Raw genomic sequence first — 20,665 nt, forward strand, 5'->3', positions numbered from 1 at the left:
TCATTGGTTTGTATACTCCTGCCGTCGCCTTTTCTCGCTTTCACCTTTTTGCTTTCGGCTTTACGCTTTATTGCCTTTCGCTTTTTTTGCTTTCGGCTTTAAGCTTTCCTATATTTGTTTATGTATTTTTTCAGAAAAAAAGATCCAAACAGGCCTACAAACTTTAACCTTAAAGTGATGCACACTATTAATGCCATCGCTATTATAATGTTCCTGCTGGGGATAATCTGGACATTGATCAAGCTGTTCATATTAAAAAAATGAACCGGTTTATAGCTGCAATAAAATCAATTAATTACCTATCTCTTCTCTGCATTTTACCTTAACAATTAATATTTATGAAAACTATAATTAATACCCAAAATGCCCCCGCACCTATAGGCCCGTACAATCAGGCTGTAGCAGCAGGAAACTTTATATTTCTTTCGGGCCAGATAGCCCTGAACCCCGCTAATGGCCAATTAATAACAGATGATATTAAAATCGAAACCAGGCAGGTAATGGAAAACATTAAAGCTATTTTAGCCGAAGCAGGTATTGACTTCAGCAATATTGTTAAAACGAGTATTTTTTTAACAGACATGCAGAACTTTGCACAGGTTAACGAGGTTTACGGAACATATTTTAAAGATGATTTCCCTGCCCGCGAAACAGTACAGGTTGCAGGCCTGCCTAAAGGTGTTAATGTTGAGATCACTGTTACAGCTTTTAAATAATTGATCTGATAATTTGAAAATTCAGTAGCGTCGAAATCCATGATGCAGTATTGAATTTTCATATTACCACATCTTCAAATCTTTAACCATCACTAATTGAATACCCAAGTATTTGAAACCCCCATTGAGTATCTAAAAGGCGTAGGCCTTAGTCGTGCAGAGATCTTGAAAAAAGAACTGCGGGTATTCAATTTTAGTGACCTTTTAAGCTATTTCCCTTATAAATATATTGACCGTACCCGGTTTTATAAAATAAAGGATATTCAGCCCGATTTGCCCTATGTACAGGTATTAGCACGCTTAACACATAAAGAAATAATTGGCGACAAGCGTACAAGCCGCCTGGTTGCTCAGGCACAGGATGATACCGGTGTAATAGAGCTGGTATGGTTCCAGGGGATCAAGTGGATTGAGAAAACGCTTATCCCAGGCAAGGTATATGTGTTATTTGGCAAGCCCACGTTTTTTAATGGGAAAGCCCAGATGGCCCACCCTGAAATGGAACTGTATAGTACTGATGTACAACAGCGCAAAGGAAATTTAACATTACAACCGGCTTATAACTCTACCGAAAAATTAAAACAATATTCGTTAGATAGTAAAGGAATTCTGAAGCTTGTAGCTGCATTATTGGAGCAGCAGCTAAAAGAGATCCATGAAAATCTGCCTTTATATATTATTAACCGGTTTAAATTGACCGGCCGCGCCGAAGCTTATAAAAACATTCATTTTCCTGAAGACGCCGCAAAGCTCAATGAGGCTCAGCATCGCTTAAAGTTCGAAGAGCTGTTTTTTTTACAGCTTAAGCTCTTAAAAAACAAACTGCTTCACAGTCAAAAATTCAAGGGCAATGTTTTTGAAAGTGTTGGCAATACCTTTAATGAATTTTATCATCATAAATTACCTTTCCCTTTAACAAATGCACAAAAGCGCGTTTTAAAAGAGATAAGGCAGGATACCCAGCGGGGTGTGCAAATGAACCGCCTTTTACAGGGCGATGTGGGCAGCGGAAAAACTGTTGTTGCCTTAATGAGCATGCTGATTGCTATTGACAACGGCTTTCAAACCTGCATTATGGCTCCTACCGAAATTTTAGCTAACCAGCATTATCAAACCATAAAAGAGCTGGTTGGTGATGACTTTATTGAGGTGGGTTTACTAACAGGCTCAACCAAACAAAAAGACAGAAAGGTTTTACATGAGCAACTGGAAAACGGGCAGCTTAAAATATTAATCGGCACACATGCACTTATTGAAGATAAGGTGCAATATAAAAACCTGGGCTTCGTGGTGATTGACGAGCAGCACCGTTTTGGTGTTGAGCAAAGGGCAAAATTATGGCGCAAAAACACCATTCCGCCGCATATTTTGGTTATGACAGCTACCCCTATCCCACGTACACTTGCCATGACGCTGTACGGCGACCTTGATATTTCTGTAATTGACGAGTTGCCGGCCGGGCGCAAGCCTATTCAAACCGTTCACTTTTATGAAAACCAGCGGTTAAGGATGTTTGGTTTTATGAAACAGGAAATTGCCAAAGGCAGGCAGGTATATGTGGTTTACCCGCTGATCCAGGAAAGCGAGAAGCTCGACCTTAAAAACCTGATGGACGGCATAGAGGTGATGGCGCATGAGTTCCCCCTGCCCGATTACCGGATAAGCATTGTACACGGAAAGATGAAAGCCGCAGACAAGCAATTTGAAATGAACCGCTTTATAAAAGGTGAAACACAAATAATGGTGGCAACAACCGTTATTGAAGTAGGTGTAAATATTCCAAATGCCTCTGTAATGATCATTGAAAATGCCGAGCGTTTTGGCCTGTCGCAATTGCACCAGTTAAGGGGGCGCGTTGGTCGGGGCGCCGAACAGTCGTTTTGTATACTAATGAGCAGCCACAAGCTCAGCCATGACGGCAGGATAAGGCTTAATACTATGGTTAAAACCAATAACGGTTTTGAAATAGCAGAAACCGATCTGCAATTACGCGGCCCCGGTAATATTGAAGGTACCCAGCAAAGCGGCGTGCTCGATTTAAAGGTTGCTAACCTGGTTACAGACCAGGAACTGCTGATCCAGGCGCGTAAATGTGTTGAAGGCATTTTTGAAAAAGATCCGCAGCTGACGGCACCCGAAAACCTGATTCTGCACCAATCGTTCAAATCAAAAAAAGATGGATTGAGCTGGGATAAGATCTCCTGATCTACTTTTAGATTTGCGAAGTTTTTAAAGCTTCGCAAATCTGAATTTTCTTCTTATTGCTGTTAGTTAAAGGTGCAATAAACTAAGAACAGCCAAGGAATGATCCATGCCCTGCAGCAGGGCAATAGGCAGGCGCGCAACCAATTTGGTAATTACCATCACTGCAATGGGTATATCCACTTACGCCGCCGGTAACTTGTTTTAATTCGTTTTTGGTTAATTCATTTTTGAGGCTAAGTTTGCCTACTGATTTTTTTTCCTTCTTCATGAGAATAATTGGTTTAGTTTATTAAATGTAGGGATATATTTATTAATTACAAATATTATTTAATAAATAATTATTATCGCCTCGCTATAAATAAAACACTTAATTATTGCGCTAATTAACAGGCAATGCAGGAATAACATTTCACAATTCGCATCTTTAAGATTTACGAAGTTTTGAAACGGCGAAGCCCTCCAAAAGGCCGCTGAAAAAAACATATCCGGGTTAAACTTTGTAAATCTGACTTCCTAAATCATATATTTACCGAACAACTTAACAACAATGAAAATAAAACTTACCCTCCTATCTGCCCTGATTTTAATAAGCGGCTTACTAAAAGCCCAGGACTCATTAATGATCAGGAAGATCTATGATGAAGAACTGGTTAACGGCCAATGCTATGGTAATCTTCATTACCTGTGCAAAAATATTGGCCAGCGTATAAGCGGATCAGCAAATGCCCAAAAAGCAGTTGAATGGGGTAAAAAACTAATGGAAAGCTATGGTTTCGACCGTGTTTTTCTACAGCCGGTAATGGTGCCGCATTGGGTGCGCGGCGCTAAAGAGGAAGGAGCAATAATTAAAGGCGACACTAAGATCAGTGTGCATATTGCCGCCTTAGGCATGTCGGTAGCTACTCCTCAAAATGGTGTAACAGCACCAGTTATAGAAGTGCATAGCTTAAAAGAACTTGAAACACTTGGTAAAGATGTTATTAAAGGAAAGATCGTGTTCTTTAACCGCCCGTTTGATCCAAAATTTATTGAAACGCTATGGGCTTACGGAACAGCCGGCGACCAACGCAATGCCGGCCCTGCTGTAGCAGCAAAATACGGTGCAGTTGGTGTAATTGTACGTTCATTAACTGAAAGTCTTGATAATTTCCCACATACGGGAGCAACATCGGTTGTAAAAGATGGTGTAAATATCCCTGCTGCGGCCATTTCAACTATTGACGCCAATAAATTAAGCACCATGCTTAAAATGCGGTCGTTACCTGCCGTTAAGTTCTATTTTAAACAGAGCTGTAAAACGCTGCCTGATGCACCTTCATTCAACGTAGTGGGCGAAATGAAAGGAACCGAAAACCCTAATAAATTTATAACAGTTGGCGGCCACCTCGATTCATGGGATTTAGCCGAAGGTGCGCACGATGATGGTACGGGTGTAATGCAATCTGTTGAAGCCCTGCGCTTGCTTAAGGTTTTAGGATATAAACCCAAAAACTCTATCAGGGCTGTATTTTTTATAAATGAAGAAAACGGCGACAGAGGCGGTATAAAATATGCCGAACTTGCTGCAGAAAATAAAGAAGAGCATATTGCCGCCATAGAATCAGACCTGGGTGGCTTTACGCCAAGGGGTTTTACATTTGAAGGGGCATCTCCAGCATGGATCCAGAATATTAATGGCAAATGGGGTAAACTACTGGCGCCTTATGGCTCAGGCACCCTTGCTGCCGGCGGCGGTGGTAGTGATATCGGCCCTTTAATTGAAAAACAGAAAGGCGTTATATTGATTGGCTATTTACCCGATTCGCAACGCTATTTTGATGTGCACCACACGCCAAATGATGTTTTTGAGAACGTAAATAAACGTGAGCTTGAATTGGGTGCCGCTTCAATGGCCTCATTGATCTATTTGATAGATATGCACGGTTTTAATTAATAATAGCAGACCAGATGTATTCCTTTACTGCTTTTTGCCTGTTATAGTACCATTTGAAAAATTTGTGTCAAAAGTAACAGGGGCATAAGGGTGTGTGGAAAAACCATTTCCCGATGAAAATGCTGTGTTGGAGCTAAGATCCAGCACAGCGCTAAACCAGGGGCCGTAAAAGGCATCACTTGGATTTGGTTGATTATTAAATCCTGCTATTATCAAATTTATCTGGCTTTGAATACATCCTGATCCCCCGACAGCATCATAAGACCATGTTGCGTTAGAAGCATCAAATTGAATGGTTCTGTTGGGGATAAACGGATTGGGGGTGGCTGTTGTAATAATGCCATTTTTATCAACAATGTACGTCCAATAGGCATCGGTGCCATTCCAGGTTAGTGAGCCGGTGGCTGTCAGTCCAATGGTATCAATGGTTTTCAAGGTGAGGGTCCAGGTACCGCTTACGGGAGATGATGGCTGGGCTTCTGTAGGATTATTGCGACCATAGCTTTTTCCGGTCCACGTTCCGCTCCATGTCCCGATAAATAATGGTAAAATGCTGGAAATATTTTTGATCTTCACCGGCACGGGAATTTTTGTATAGTTAGATGCCAGGGGTGTATATACATTTAAAACAAGTGACGATCCAACAAGGCTAACTTTGCTATTTAAAAAAGCCGGTTTAACACTAACCATAATGGTAGCGCCCGATCCGGCTGCTAATGATCCTGTCCCATTTGTAAAACTAAGAAATCCGCCAAGCGCCCCATCATCTGCTATGGTATAATTCAATATGCTGCCCTGCGGGCCTGTATTAGTAATGATAAACGACTGGGTACAATTGTTGGGTAATAAAATGGTAAGCGGAGTTTGGGTAATGGTTACAATTGGCGGAACAACCGGGGGTGGATTTTTTTTAGTAGTATCCGAATTATTGTTTGATGATTTGTTTTGGCCATTGTTATCCTTTTGACAGGAATTTATTATAAACAATCCAAATAATATTAAGAGGATCAGTACCTGCTTTTTCATCTTTAAGGGGTATTCTTATATCAATTTCACTAATTAGCTCATTACAGCGTTAAAATATTAGTTTATTAATAAGCTGATATAAAATTAGTTATAAAACGGCCTTGCATCAAGGTACCCAAACGGATACTATGCGGTGCGTTATAAACTGCTGCCGTGGGTTAAAATATCTATAAAAATGATTCATCTTACTCGCTGATTGTGTCTTTACATTATTTTACAAATTGTAAATTTGCGGCACTAAAAAAAATAATTAGTGTCAGAAGAAGGCAATAGTCAACCCAAACCAGATTCCTTTGCGGCGTTACGCTATAAAGATTTCCGCTCCTATCTCGGGATGCGTTTTTTCTTCACATTCGCCTACCAGATGCAGGCTGTAATTATTGGCTTTTACATTTATCAGCTTACAAAAAGTGCATTTGCATTAGGCTTGGTTGGTCTGTGCGAAGCCATACCTGCTATTGGCATTGCCATGTATGGCGGTTACGTAGCCGATAAATCTGAAAAGAGAAAAATGCTGCTCACCATATCGTGCCTGGTATTTTTTGCTTCCATTGTAATGTTTATTGTTACTATGAAAAGCATGAGCCCTTACCTGCACAAAGGCTGGATAGTCCCCATCATATATTTTATGATATTTTTAAATGGATTGGCCCGCGCCTTTTATGGCCCGGCAACCTTTACCATATATGCGCAAAGCATCCCCAAAGAACTTTACCCTAACGGAAGTACCTGGAGCAGCTCAAGCTGGCAGATCGCTTCAATCCTTGGCCCTGCGGCAGGTGGATTAATTTATGGGTTTTATGGAATAACTATTGCTTTTAGTGTTATAATTGTTATCCTGTTACTTTCAATTATACTTATCTACCTGTTACGCTCATATCCCCCTGTATTTATACCTAAAGAGGATATATGGACAAGCCTAAAAGAAGGTTTATCCTTTGTGTTTAACAGTAAAATGCTCATCTGGGCAATGAGCCTTGACCTATTCTCTGTTTTTTTTGGTGGAGCAGTGGCTCTTTTACCTGTATTTGCCAATGATATTCTTAAAGTTGGCTCCGAAGGTCTGGGGATAATGCGTGCTACTTCATCGCTGGGCGCAGTTTTAACCATGCTGGCAATGGCCAGGTTCTCACCTATGGGCAAGCCCTGGCGTAACCTGTTGATTGCGGTTACAGGCTTTGGCTTATCCATTATATGCTTTGGCCTGTCACGCAGCTTCTACTTGTCGCTCGTGTTCCTGTTTACTGAGGGTGCTTTTGATAGCATCAGCGTTATTATAAGGGGTACCATTATGCAGCTATTGACGCCTGATCATATGCGTGGCAGGGTATCGGCGGTAAATTCTATGTTTATCGGTTCGTCAAATGAGATAGGCGCCTTTGAATCAGGCACCGCCGCAAAATTATTAGGAACCGTTACTTCGGTTTTATTTGGCGGTACCATGACGCTGGCTATCGTTACCATCACTTTCTTTAAAACTAAAAAGCTAATCCCATTATCCCTAAACCAGATCCAGACCCCGGAAGCGGTTGCAACTGAATAACAATTTCGCGTATAATTCTTATCTTATAGATTAAGCTATCTTTTTGGCATTCTTTCTGTTACATAACCTTTATTAAAAACCAACGTAAAAGGCATGTAGAGTCTGTGCATGTTTATTATTTTATGTCCAGCCATATTTTAATTGCCATTATAACCAAACAACCTGCTGATAAGAAAATTGGTAATGTTATATCCCTTCCTAAAATCTTTTGCTTTGCGTTTAGCACTGTTATTCAGCATTTTATCATTGCTCAATAGTGGGATAAATGCTCAAAACAAAGTAGTAAAATTTTCATCGCTCACTATTGAAAACGGCCTTTCACAGAGCGATGTAAAATGCATTCTAAAGGATCACCTGGGTTTCATGTGGTTTTCAACTGACGACGGGTTAAACCGTTATGACGGCTATACATTTACAGTTTACAGGCATAATCCAAAGGATCTCCACTCCCTGCCTACTAATAACATCACTTGTATTCTTGAAGACAGGGAAGGCCGTATATGGATAGGCAGTGCCGGCGGCTTAACCGAATACAATCAAAACACCAACTCTTTTACTACCCTAATTTCAAAAAGAGATGATGAAAGTACCTTATCAAGCCCGGATGTAAACACCATTTTACAGGATAGTAAAGGCAACCTATGGGTGGGCACTTACTCAGGCCTGAACCTGCTTGATGCGAAAACGAAAAAATTTAAGAGATTTTTTTATACCAAAAATCACGATGATATAGCAAACCACCATATTAATTCAATAATTGAAGATAATGAGGGTGATTTATGGTTGGGCACCGGCGGGGGACTGGTACAGTTTAATTACAATACAGGCTTTACAAAGCTTTATCTGCATGACGATAAAAATAGCTTAAGTAATAACCAGGTAAACGCCCTGTTGAAAAACACCGACGGAAATTTATACATTGGCACGGCTGGCAACGGTCTTGATTTGCTCCATATCAAAACAAAAACATTTACCAATTTTTCACATCAGCCCGGCAATGCTAACTCATTAGTTAATAATAACGTATTTGCTTTAACACAAGGTGCTGGCAAAAAAATATGGGTTGGCACAGAGGATGGCCTCGACCTGTTTGATGAAAACAAAGGGATATTTACAAAATATATCAGTGACAATAGGTCAACGGCCAGCGAAAATAACTCTATAAACTATATCTATAATAACGGTGGCATCTTATGGCTTGGAACTTATGAAGCAGGCGTAAGGTTTTATGATACCAATTTATCAATGTTTGATTATTTTCATAAAGATCTTTTTGGCGTTGATGGATTGAGCAATAATATAGTTACCTCGTTTGCCGAAACTGAGAAAGGGTACTGGATTGGTACCGACGGTGGCGGTTTAAATTTTTTAAACTCATCAACACAAAAATTCACACATTATCTTCCTCAGCCGGGAAATAAAAACTCAGTTAGTGGTAAGCATGTAATTAAATTATTGAATGATGTCCAAAAAAACCTTTGGATAGGATATTATGGTGCAGGGCTTGATTTAATGAACCCCCGAACCAAAACCTTTACACACTATACAGTTGGCAACAAGCCAGATCAGGTAAGCGGCGCAAATGTTTTTGCCCTTGCCGAAGATAAAAGCGGAAATATTTGGGTGGGCATGGATGGAGTTGGGATAAACGTTATCAGCCACTCAAAAGTGATAAAGCGGTATCAATACACCTCGGCTGATACTACTCACTCTTTGTCAAATAATGATGTAGAAACTATATACAGAGATAGGGAAGATAACATTTGGGTGGGTACCTATGCCGGGCTAAATCTTTACAACCCGGCTACTGACAATTTTACCCATTTTAAACCTTATAACAGCGGCCTGTCAAGTAATGTTATCATTTCGATATTTGAAGATACAAAAGGAAACATTTGGGTTGGCACTTTAGGAGGTGGCCTTAATTTGTACGATAAGCATAAAAAAACCTTTTCGGCTCATATTTTTCCTGACGGATCGAACTATTCAATAATTAACAGCATTACCGAGGATGATAATGGTTTTATGTGGGTTAGTACCAACGCTGGTATTATAAGTTTTAAACCCAACACAAACCAGTTTAAAAAATATACCATTTCAAATAACTTACAGGGTTATGAGTTTTTTATAGGTTCGGGGCTGAAGGCTGGCAATGGCGAATTGCTTTTTGGCGGGCATAACGGGTTTAACATAATTGACCCTTATAAATTGGCCCTGAATAAAAGTAAACATGGTGTTGTATTTACTGATTTTCAGCTATTCAATAAAAATGTACCTATTGGAGAAAATTCTGTTCTTAAAAAGTCCATTACCCAAACTAAAGAGATCAGGCTTAATTATGAGCAATCTGTTTTTACTATTGAATTCAGCGACTTAAATTACACGCTGCCTGAAATGAATTCATATGCGTACAAGCTGGATGGATTTGAAAAAAGCTGGAATTATGTAGGTTCGCAAAGAAAGGCTACCTATACCAATCTGAACCCCGGGGAATATACGTTTAAGGTAAAGGCCGCCAATAGCGATGGCATTTGGAATAATATTCCTACAATCATCAAAATTATTATTGTACCTCCTTTTTATATGACCTGGTGGTTCAGGATCGCAATGTTTCTTATAATTTGTTTGTTCATTTACAGCTATTACCGTTATCGGATATACGCTATAAAGGCTCAGAAAAAAGTACTGCAAAAACTAGTTAAAGAGCAAACAGCCGAAGTAGTTAAACAATCGGAAGAACTGCAATCGCAATCGGAAGAATTACAAACGCTGAATGAAGAACTGCAGTCGCAATCAGAAGAACTGCAATCACAATCAGACTATTTACAGGTGCTGAATGATGAGCTTCAGGAGCAAAAAGAACAAGAGCTGCAGGCACGCAAAGAAGCTGAAAAGGCTAATAAAGCCAAAAGTGTTTTTCTGGCTACTATGAGCCATGAGATAAGGACACCTATGAACGGCGTACTGGGGATGACATCGCTGCTTTGTGAAACACCATTAAATACCGAGCAACGTGAATATGCCGACATTATTCGTGTTAGCGGTGAAAACCTGCTGAATGTAATTAATGATATCCTAGATTTTTCAAAGATAGAATCGGGCCAGATGGAACTCGATAATCACGAGTTTGACCTGAGGCATTGCATTGAAGACGCACTGGACCTTTTTTCGGAATCGGCTGCTAAAAAAGAGGTAAACCTGCTCTATTATATATCAGAGAACGTGCCTGAAAAGTTGATTGGCGATCAGTTACGCATAAGGCAGATCTTGCTAAACCTGGTAAGCAATGCCATTAAATTTACCAGTAAGGGCGAGATACTGATTGAGGTAAGCCTGCTTGAAAAAGATGGTAGCACCCTAAACCTTGGCTTTAAAATTAAAGATACCGGGATTGGCATACCCGGCGAAAAACTTAAACGCCTGTTTAAAGCATTTTCGCAGGTGGATGCTTCAACTACCCGCCTGCATGGCGGAACCGGCTTAGGCCTGGCAATATGTGAACGATTGGTTGAACTGATGGGTGGCAGTATTGCTATTGAAAGTGAACAAGGAAAAGGCACATCAGTAATATTTAATATAAAAAGCACCAAAGATGAGGAGGCAACGGCGGCTACTAATGCCTGTAACATATCCGGTGCTGTTGGTAACCGTGTTTTGATAATTAATCAAAGCATTAAAGCGCTCGGTCTTTTAGAAGATCAGCTAAAGAAATGGAAACTGACGCCTGTTTGCGCCTCAACTGCTAACGAAGCGTTAAAGGATTTAACTGATGATGAAAAATTCGACCTGGTAATAACCGGCACCAATATTCCCGGTACAGATACCCTTGAGCTAACAAAGGCCATTAAAAATATCGACAAAAATATCCCTGTTATCCTGGTATGCTCTGTACTCGAAAAAAATAAAATCACTGATAAGTCTGTTAAAATATTATTAAAGCCTGTTAAGCAACAGCAATTATGCAATATGATACAAGCTGAACTGCTGCACGGTCAGCCTGTATCATCAGAAAAAACAACTACCACTTTACTTTCTGAGCAATTTGCCCAGAAGTTCCCAATGAACATATTGATTGCGGAAGATAATTTGATCAATCAAAAACTTATTACAAAAGTTATAAATAAACTGGGTTATAATCCGCAGGTGGTTAATAATGGAAACCAGGTACTGGAAATAATTACCCATGACTTTTTTGATATTATATTGATGGATGTACAGATGCCTGAACTTGATGGCCTGGAAACTACCCGCATCATCCGAAAAAGCGAGCTAAAACAACCTTATATTATTGCTATGACAGCCAGTGCAATGGCCGAAGATAAAGCCGCCTGCGTAGATGCAGGGATGAATCACTTTATTTCAAAACCTATCAGCATTCAGGAGCTTGTTAAAGTTTTGGAGCGCTCATACATTGAAAAAGAAGTTGATCATAACGTGTAATAAAATGGATTGTCATTGCGAGGTACGAAGCAATCGCATGCTATACAGAGCGACCGGAAAAATGTAGAACTTGCATGACCGATGTGCATGCGTGCGGTTGCCGCGCTGCGCTCGCAATGACAACGGAGGTGATTACGAAAATTATTCCCCCTGGAACTCCTCATCAATACTCCCCCTCAAATCATACAGCAGCCACTGTTTTTTGGCGATAGATTGTGTTTTTGATTTAAGCAGCTTTATAAAATCATTTACCCCTACCGGTTCGTTACCATTACCGTGAATCAAAACTATGCTGCCGGCCTGCGGCTGTTGCCCCTTGGCAAGCCATGCATCCGTACCTATTGGGATCAACCCAAAATCAGTGATCTCAAATACCAGCTTTTGATCAGACACAAGCCCCGGGAAGCGAAAAAACACAGAAGGTAATAAGCCGTTTTTAAGCATAGCTATCTCGGTTTCCATCACTTCATAATTAATATTTGTGCCGGCCTCCAGTAAAAAGTTCTGTTTTAGCGGTAACGTTGTACTTACCCGGTGATTAAAAGAGTGATTTATCCAGGTAATATAAATTTCATGATCCTGCTGCATCTTTTTAAGCCAATCCAAATCCTGAGGGTGCTGCCGCATCCATATGCCGGTAATCGATAATGCTACAGGCACCGGATGCTCTACTTTTTTAAATTCAGCTATAATATCAGTAAAGATCCTTTTATCCAATGGCTTGTGCGATGGGCAAAGGTCGGCAGTTAAGCTTATCCCGGTTTGCTTTGGCATTCCGCTTTCAATGCCGGCATCCTGAATGTTTACCGATTGTTTTTCGGCCTTTTGCAGCGCTTTTATATAAGGTGTTGATTTAAAGAAAATCCTTGCCTCATCCAGCGTCATCGGCTTAACCTCGTAAAAGCCGGATTCATCAATTTTAGTTTCCAGCGTTTGCGGGTTCACCAACAAAAAATAGCTTTTATTATCGTTATCAAATTCGCGGATGATCATCCAGTCCTGCGGCGCATGTTTGGCCCAGCCATAATAAACCCGGTAATTGGTAATTTTAGTGTAATTGGCCTGGGCAATGGCTAGTTGTTGAAAGCAAACTAAGCTGAGAACTATTAAAATAAGACGTTTTATATAATCAGGATCCATTTTTATCGGTGTTCCAGTTTTTACCTGTTACAATTGCAAGTATAACCAACAATGCCAGGAAAAAGATTTGCATATAAAAGAATATCTCCGAAATACGGCTAAATGGATCAGGCTGAAGAGGAACGACAGCTGGTTGATGAGAAGGTAATGCTGAAAGTGGCGGATAAACTGTCCACCCCTTAAATTGGCTTACTGTTTTCGACATTTGAGTAACCGAACCCACAAATGTGGATACCTCCATATTAATAAAAAAAAGGGCTGTCAATAATATGAGATTCTGAAGCCTCCTCTTATACCGGTAAAATGCCTCTTTAATTATATAAACAATAAAAATTAGCAGAAAAACTGGTAAACTTATAATAGATCCTGAAGAAACCACATAGGTATCATGAAGATTTATATCAAATTGAGTCCTCCCAAAGAAAATAACTAATAAGTGTACCAATAAAATTGAAGCAATTAGTATGGCAAGCTCAATAAGGAAAGGCTTCAATTTCATTATGTGAATATAAGCTTATCCCTTAGTATTTTAAAATTGATTGAACCACATCACTGCTAAAATTCAGATTTAGTCTTTAAGTTTGCATACACAAGATTTTCTATTTGGAAACTGTTCACAAATTGAAAATCAAACAATAAATCCGAATTCGAACATCCGAAATCCGAAATCAAATGACTCGTCTATCTGTCAACATCAATAAAATAGCTACCCTGCGTAACTCGCGCGGCGGCAATAACCCCGATCTTATCCAGGTTGCTAAAGACTGTGAACGTTTTGGCGCACAGGGAATAACTGTACACCCCCGCCCCGATGAAAGGCATATCCGTTACCAGGATGTTTTTGATCTGAAGAAAATCGTTACAACTGAGTTTAATATCGAAGGCAATTGCCAGGAGCAAAAATTCATTGAACTTGTATTGGCCAATAAACCTGAACAGGTTACGCTTGTACCAGATATTTTAGGACAGATCACCTCCAACCATGGCTGGGACACCATTACCAACCAGCAATATTTAACTGATATAATAAAGGTATTTAAAAATGCCGGCATCAGGGTTTCTATATTTGTTGACCCGGTTGATGAAATGGTTGAAGGCGCTGCCAAAACCGGGACCGACCGCATTGAGCTTTATACCGAAGCCTATGCCCATCAGTACCAACACAATAAAGAACTTGCAATAGCGCCTTATGTAAAGGCGGCAGAAGTAGCTAAAAAATTGGGCTTGGGCATTAATGCAGGGCATGACCTCGACCTGCAAAACCTTAAATATTTTTCAGAAAATATTCCGGGCCTGGATGAGGTAAGCATCGGGCACGCGCTTATCAGCGATGCCTTATATTATGGGTTAGAGAATACTATTCAAATGTATTTGCGCTGTTTAGGTCTGAATTGATAATTGATATAAAAAATGGCCGGCATTTAAATTAAATGCCGGCCATTTTGTTAAAAAAGCTTACCAGAAAAAATATTCTGATTACACTGTTTCTTGTTAGGCATCATTACAGCAAATCAAATACTGTGCTGTCTGGCAGTATTGGATTTCATTAGGCGTGTAAGTACACCCGTAAGTTAACAGCGCTGGCAGAGGTCCGCAAGTACATCCGGGCGGCAGTTGTAATTTTCCACCATTTACATTTTTCATTTCATTCCTGGTCAGTTTTTTCATTTGGTTTAGTACATAAGTCGTTTTGACCCTGGTTTTGATATCGGTACAGGGTTCGGCTACCGTAGAGAGCTCTTTCAGTTTAAATGGTAATTAAAATATTGAATACACCTTTTTAACTGTGCTATATAATTTGCTTAAAATCTGTTGCTTTTTTATTTGTGATTAATGGTTAAGGTTAATTAACCCAAGATATACAAAAACAAGGGAACGAAGAAATAAATGTTTAAACATTTTCTAATCAGGCAATAAATATGAAATTTTTATTGGCGCATAGCAATAATATTTTGTAACAGGGTTTAAATTCCATACTAAACTCAAATCACGGGTTAGCCGATAAATCATCGGCATGAATCCCGTACTACATCTTACTGTAAAATCCCTAACATTAGGTTAACGTAATTGATACTCATTATCTAAAATTGTACCTTTGCACCAAAATAACTGACCACCCATTTGATGAAGTTGAATATTGATTACCAGGAAAAATTCCAGTCGCGTCATATAGCTCCAAACGAAGCTGATACCGCACAAATGTTAAAAGCTGTTGGCGTAAATTCATTGGATGAATTGATCGCTCAAACTATTCCGGAAAAGATAAGATTGAAAGCACCGCTTAATCTTCCACCGGCAAAAAGCGAGTTTGATTATTTAAACACGCTGAAACAAACCGCGTCAAAAAACAAAGTATTTAAATCACTTATTGGCCAGGGTTATTATGATGTTATAGTGCCGGGAGTTATCCAGCGTAACATCCTTGAAAACCCAGGTTGGTACACCCAATATACCCCCTACCAGGCCGAAATTGCACAAGGCCGGCTACAGGCATTGTTAAACTTCCAAACCATGGTAGTTGATCTAACCGGGATGGAAATTGCCAATGCATCACTGCTTGACGAAGGCACAGCCGCTGCTGAAGCTATGTTTATGCAATACAGCCTGCGCAAAAATCAAAATGCAAATGTATTTTTTGTATCTGAGGAAGTGTTCCCGCAAACTATTGATATTTTAAAGACCCGTGCACAGCCTTATGGCATTGAATTATTAATTGGCGATCACCAAACCGTTGAACTAACCGACAATATGTTTGGCGCTATAGTTCAGTACCCTGCAGGTAACGGTGCAGTCTATAATTATACCGACTATGCTGCAAAGGCACACGAAAAAGGCATTAAGCTTACTGTAGTTGCCGATATAATGAGCCTGGTACTGTTAACTCCTCCAGGCGAATGGGGTGCTGACATTGTTGTTGGCTCAACCCAGCGCTTTGGCGTACCAATGGGTTTTGGTGGCCCGCACGCAGCATTTTTTGCCACTAAAGAAGAATACAAACGTTCTATCCCCGGCCGCATAATCGGGGTTACTATTGATAGCGCAGGCAATTATGCCTTGCGAATGGCATTGCAAACGCGCGAGCAGCATATCCGTAGGGATAAGGCTACTTCAAACATTTGTACCGCGCAGGCATTGCTGGCAATTATGGCCGGTATGTATGCCGTTTACCATGGCCCTGCCGGTGTTAAGCTCATTGCTGAAAGGATCCACGGCTTAACTGTTTTACTGGCTGAGTCATTAAAGCAATTGGATTATGAGCAACTTAACGAAGCTTATTTTGATACACTGAAATTTGATTTGGGTGTATTGGCAAGCCCGGTTCATGCGGAGGCTATCAACAACCAGATGAACTTTAACTATAAAGGTTCGGTTGTTACCATTTCTGTTGATGAAACAACATCTCCTGAAGATATCAAAACCATTGTTCGCTTTTTTGCCCGCGTGAAAGGCAAAACACTGAATGATGTAAGCTTTGATGAGCTTAAGGCAAACCTTATCACGGTTATCCCGGCTGATCTGCAACGTAAATCAGCTTACTTAACCCACGCATTATTTAACTCGCACCATTCTGAGCATGAAATGCTGCGTTATATTAAATCGCTGGAGGCAAAAGATCTTTCACTTTGCCATTCAATGATCGCTTTGGGCTCATGCACAATGAAGCTTAATGCTACCACAGAGATGGTTCCTGTAACCTGGGCCGAATTCAGCAAGATGCACCCCTTTGCACCAACCGACCAGGTAGGTGGCTATATGCAACTTTTTGATGAGCTGAATAACTGGCTGAGCGAAATCACAGGCTTCGCAGCCATGAGCTTACAGCCAAATGCAGGCGCACAAGGCGAGTATGCCGGTTTAATGGTGATCCGTGCTTATCATAACGATCGTGGCGACAGTCACCGTAATATCGCTTTAATCCCCTCATCAGCACACGGCACCAACCCTGCATCAGCAGCAATGGCCGGGATGAAGATTGTTGTGGTTAGATGTGATGATAACGGGAACATTGACGTTGCCGATCTGAAAGCAAAAGCCGAACAATATAAAAATGAGCTTTCATGTTTGATGGTTACTTATCCATCAACCCACGGCGTTTTTGAAGAGTCGATCATCGAGATCTGCGAGATTATCCATGCAAATGGCGGCCAGGTTTATATGGATGGCGCAAACATGAACGCGCAGGTAGGCTTAACAAGCCCGGCTAATATTGGTGCTGATGTTTGCCACCTTAACTTGCATAAAACATTCTGCATTCCGCATGGCGGTGGCGGTCCTGGTATGGGCCCTATCGGCGTAGCAAAACACCTGGTTCCTTACTTACCGGGACATGCGGTTGTTGATATTGACAAAGGCAAATCAATCCACGCCGTATCATCTGCGCCTTGGGGATCAGCTTCAATCCTGATCATCTCACATGCTTATATAGCTATGATGGGCAGCGATGGCTTAACCAATGCAACCCGTTACGCCATATTGAATGCTAACTATATAAAAACCCGCTTACAGCATCACTACCCTGTGTTATACACAGGCGCCAATGGCCGTTGTGCGCACGAAATGATCCTGGATTGCCGTTCATTCAAGAGTTTCGGCATTGAGGTTACCGATATTGCCAAACGCTTAATGGACTATGGTTTCCATGCGCCAACCGTATCATTCCCTGTTGCCGGTACCGTTATGGTTGAGCCAACCGAATCAGAACCAAAGCATGAGCTTGATCGTTTTTGCGATGCCATGATCTCCATCCGTCATGAAATTGACAATGTAGAAAAAGGCCTGTCCGACAAAACTGACAACCCGCTTAAAAATGCACCGCACACCGCATCGGTAATTACCGCTAACGAATGGGAGCATCCGTACAGCCGTCAAAAAGCGGCATTCCCGCTGCCTTACGTTGCTGCTTATAAATTCTGGCCATCGGTTGGTCGTGTAAACGATACTTATGGCGACAGGACACTGATCTGTAGCTGCCCGCCTTTAACAGACTACGAGTTTGAAGAAAGTGAAATAACAACCCCGGAATACGGAACGTGAGATTGATGTGCCGATTTCTGATGTGCGAATATGCGGATGAAATTGACTGATGTTTATAAAATAAGAAAGCCGTTGGATGATTTATCCGGCGGCTTTTTTTGTGCTGCTTAAACTTTTCTTCAACAAAAAACGAGCTAAATAGATAGTCGGGACTAATAGTTTATTAATCTCTTTTGGGATAGGGATTATTTTACTTCTTTATATTAAATTCAAATGAGGTAATCCATAAAAACCCTTAAATTTAGTATTGAATTATCGACCACCTTATTAACAACGCAAATGTTTGAAAAATTTACCAAATTAGTAGAGGCCTTTCTAAAAGCAGCTAAAATTCCAGAATCCGATTCAAATAAAATAATTTTTCTAATTCTATTAATTGGCTTTGTTTCAACATTAATCGTACAATTTTGGAAATTAATAAAATACATTTTCCTCAAACGAAATCAACGAATACTTAATCGTGATTTACATCCATTTTATACCCCATCTGATGTATACAACCGCACAAAATATTACATAGCACCTAATTATCAAAACGTTAGCCCTTCAGAAGATGACGAACCTGGAAGAAAATATATTGCGTCGGCGAAAGAAAAATTAATTTCGTTATTTCTCGAAAATGTATTTCCTCTTGGCAAAGTTGACAATAAGCACTTTTTAATTCTCGCTGATTCAGGCATGGGAAAAACAGCTTTTTTAATCAATCTTTACGTTTCTTACAAGAATAAATGGCAAAATCCATTAGGTATAAAAAAATATGATATTAAATTATTTCCGGTTTGGCATCAAGATACTTTTGAATCGATTGCAAAAATTTCCGACCCGCCAAACACAATTCTATTGCTAGATGCATTTGATGAAGACATCAAGGCAAGTAAAGATTATAAAAAAAGACTTACTGAAATAGTAAACAAGACGACTAAATTTCGTTTTATAATAATAACATCAAGAACGCAATTTTTCCCATCCCAAAAGGAAGAGCCTCATGAAACAGGCTATTTTACCGGCGGAGATAAAGGAGAATATAAGTTCCAGAAGCTCTACTTGTCTGTTTTTGATGATAAGGATGTGGATAAATATCTCAGGATGAGATTTTCAGTAATAAGTTATGATTATGATAGAGCAGCATTGGTAGCAGCAAAATGCCCAAATCTCGTTGTGCGGCCGATGTTACTTAGTTTTATAGACGATTTAATAAAGGCAGATCATGAATTCACTTACTCGTATCAAGTTTACCAAGAAATGATTAAATATTGGCTTATAAGAGAATCTAAAAAAAATGGAATAAAACAACGTTTTGGTACAAGCCAAAATTTTAAGGATGAGTTGTATAACTTTTCACAAAAACTTGCTGTAAATATTTATATTAACAGAGAAATCAGAAATGGGCTTTATATTTCATCAGCACAAGATAGTTTTACTATTGGCTCAATAAATCTGACAGAATTTGATAATCAATATATACTTACAGATGTCGAAATAAGAAGTAAGTCGCTTTTGAATAGAAATGCAGCCGGGGAATATAAATTCTCTCATAAGTCTATTTTGGAGTACTTCCTAGCGAGAGAGTTTTTTAAGGTTCCTGATTTCTATCTGACATTTGACTTTGGAGGCATGGATACTGCGAAAATATTTTTTGAAGAAATGTATCTCAATCAACTTAGAAGTAACACAAAAGGAGAGTTTAAATTTGCTTCAGGTTTTTCGACAAAGATCAAAACTCAGGAATTAGCAAATTTAACTGTCCACGACTTCGAAAGCATTGATTATCTATGCATTTATTCTGCTGACAAAATAGAATTTAAATTTCTAAAACATTTCAAAAATCTAAAACGACTAATACTATTTGATGTTTATTTTAAAAATATTTACATGTTGTATCAAATTCTAAAGAATTACGATATTATGTTAAATAAAAACAAAATTGAAAAAGTTGATTGGATTGAAGAAATACTTAACTTACAAGAGTTTAAACAGCTATTTGCGATTCGGAGTTACACTTTGAAATTCGAGAATGAAAAAATGCAATTTTTCTCAGAAACCTGGCTCCTGGATCCAGGATTTTTCTTCTATGTCAAGCAGTTTGCATTGTTAGTTAAAGCAAAAGAAGTCCATCAATCTGCCGAACAGGACGTAAAGAAATTGCAAAGAGTGTTAGAAACGGGGACAGAGGAAGAAAAGCTGACTTTTGAATCGAGACATGGACCTATTGAAGAGCTTATATTGAAGCAAAACGTGAGAGACGAGAAATTAGCCCTAATAGAAACACAATTAGAATTAGTTTATAAATATAACAATAGTGATAGAACTGCTTTTTCTCGATTTTATGATTGGATTGAAAAAATTAAATTAGGAGATAAAGATTCATTAAAAAAAATAGAAGCGTTTAAAGGTTTTATTCTAAGGGCAGGGGTTTTAAAAACAATCTTACCAGATTGCTTAACAGATTGCTAAAGAAAATAACATGAGGAGTTATCTAAATCACGAATAAGTATTATCGATGCAATTATGTACCATTGAACATTATTGTAGTATTAACATTAACACAGCAAAATAATATCCCAATAAAAAACCCCGGCTAACTAAATAACCGGGGTTTTCTTATTCCCCCTTTAGGGTGTTAGGGGG

At 39.5% G+C, this 20,665-nt stretch carries 14 protein-coding genes; 9 read left to right on the top strand and 5 right to left on the bottom strand.

The features are described 5' to 3' along the window. Positions 1–120 precede the first annotated feature (120 nt). The 3 genes from BUE31_RS31610 to recG all read left to right on the top strand — a co-directional run bounded on the left by BUE31_RS31610 (position 121) and on the right by recG (position 2,921). Positions 121–264, top strand: a complete 144-nt coding sequence (locus BUE31_RS31610; RefSeq protein ID WP_317042443.1) for a DUF6728 family protein — start codon at positions 121–123, stop codon at positions 262–264. 74 nt (positions 265–338) lie between these two features. After that, positions 339–716 (top strand): RidA family protein, encoded by a 378-nt coding sequence (locus tag BUE31_RS20710; protein ID WP_073405754.1) that lies wholly within the window; start codon positions 339–341, stop codon positions 714–716. A 96-nt stretch (positions 717–812) separates the two neighbouring features. After that, complete coding sequence (gene recG / locus BUE31_RS20715) at positions 813–2,921, top strand: ATP-dependent DNA helicase RecG (RefSeq protein WP_073405755.1); 2,109 nt, start codon at positions 813–815, stop codon at positions 2,919–2,921. Between the two features lie 82 nt (positions 2,922–3,003). On the opposite strand, the gene BUE31_RS20720 is transcribed toward recG, so the two are convergent. Next, positions 3,004–3,189 carry a bacteriocin gene (locus BUE31_RS20720; RefSeq protein WP_073405756.1) on the bottom strand — a complete coding sequence of 62 codons (186 nt, stop codon included), beginning with the start codon at positions 3,187–3,189 and terminating at the stop codon, positions 3,004–3,006. 279 nt (positions 3,190–3,468) lie between these two features. On the opposite strand from BUE31_RS20720, the gene BUE31_RS20725 reads away from it, so the two are divergent. Continuing rightward, positions 3,469–4,854: a M20/M25/M40 family metallo-hydrolase gene (locus tag BUE31_RS20725; protein ID WP_073405757.1), complete on the top strand. Its 1,386-nt coding sequence runs from the start codon at positions 3,469–3,471 to the stop codon at positions 4,852–4,854. Between the two features lie 24 nt (positions 4,855–4,878). On the opposite strand, the gene BUE31_RS20730 is transcribed toward BUE31_RS20725, so the two are convergent. After that, positions 4,879–5,880, bottom strand: a complete 1,002-nt coding sequence (locus tag BUE31_RS20730) for a hypothetical protein (RefSeq protein ID WP_073405758.1) — start codon at positions 5,878–5,880, stop codon at positions 4,879–4,881. Between the two features lie 253 nt (positions 5,881–6,133). On the opposite strand from BUE31_RS20730, the gene BUE31_RS20735 reads away from it, so the two are divergent. Together BUE31_RS20735 and BUE31_RS20740 are read left to right on the top strand one after the other, a co-directional pair. Further along, positions 6,134–7,423 (top strand): MFS transporter, encoded by a 1,290-nt coding sequence (locus BUE31_RS20735; RefSeq protein ID WP_073405759.1) that lies wholly within the window; start codon positions 6,134–6,136, stop codon positions 7,421–7,423. Positions 7,424–7,636: 213 nt separating this feature from the next. Continuing rightward, complete coding sequence (locus BUE31_RS20740; protein WP_159440720.1) at positions 7,637–11,863, top strand: hybrid sensor histidine kinase/response regulator; 4,227 nt, start codon at positions 7,637–7,639, stop codon at positions 11,861–11,863. Between the two features lie 141 nt (positions 11,864–12,004). Here the strand turns inward: BUE31_RS20740 and BUE31_RS20745 are convergent, their stop codons facing one another. Continuing rightward, positions 12,005–13,003 (bottom strand): polysaccharide deacetylase family protein, encoded by a 999-nt coding sequence (locus BUE31_RS20745; RefSeq protein WP_234997882.1) that lies wholly within the window; start codon positions 13,001–13,003, stop codon positions 12,005–12,007. Beyond that, the gene (locus tag BUE31_RS30770; RefSeq protein WP_143167199.1) at positions 12,993–13,244 is read right to left on the bottom strand and encodes a hypothetical protein; all 252 of its coding nucleotides are present in this window, start codon (positions 13,242–13,244) and stop codon (positions 12,993–12,995) included. Before BUE31_RS30770 ends, BUE31_RS20745 begins: the two co-directional genes overlap by 11 nt. Positions 13,245–13,675: 431 nt before the next feature. Here BUE31_RS30770 and BUE31_RS20755 point away from each other — a divergent pair, with 431 nt between their 5' ends. Further along, the gene (locus BUE31_RS20755; RefSeq protein WP_073405762.1) at positions 13,676–14,398 is read left to right on the top strand and encodes a pyridoxine 5'-phosphate synthase; all 723 of its coding nucleotides are present in this window, start codon (positions 13,676–13,678) and stop codon (positions 14,396–14,398) included. A 96-nt stretch (positions 14,399–14,494) separates the two neighbouring features. On the opposite strand, the gene BUE31_RS31705 is transcribed toward BUE31_RS20755, so the two are convergent. Continuing rightward, entirely contained in the window at positions 14,495–14,671 is a 177-nt protein-coding gene (locus BUE31_RS31705) for a bacteriocin-like protein (protein ID WP_410504010.1), read from the bottom strand. Positions 14,672–15,127: 456 nt separating this feature from the next. Between BUE31_RS31705 and gcvP the strand changes: the two genes are divergently transcribed. Then, positions 15,128–18,037 (top strand): aminomethyl-transferring glycine dehydrogenase, encoded by a 2,910-nt coding sequence (gene gcvP / locus BUE31_RS20760; RefSeq protein ID WP_073405763.1) that lies wholly within the window; start codon positions 15,128–15,130, stop codon positions 18,035–18,037. A 279-nt stretch (positions 18,038–18,316) separates the two neighbouring features. Continuing rightward, positions 18,317–20,491 (top strand): NACHT domain-containing protein, encoded by a 2,175-nt coding sequence (locus BUE31_RS20765; protein WP_073405764.1) that lies wholly within the window; start codon positions 18,317–18,319, stop codon positions 20,489–20,491. The last annotated feature ends 174 nt before the right edge of the window (positions 20,492–20,665 follow it).

The sequence above is a fragment of the Mucilaginibacter sp. OK098 genome (assembly GCF_900142915.1).
GTDB lineage: Bacteria > Bacteroidota > Bacteroidia > Sphingobacteriales > Sphingobacteriaceae > Mucilaginibacter.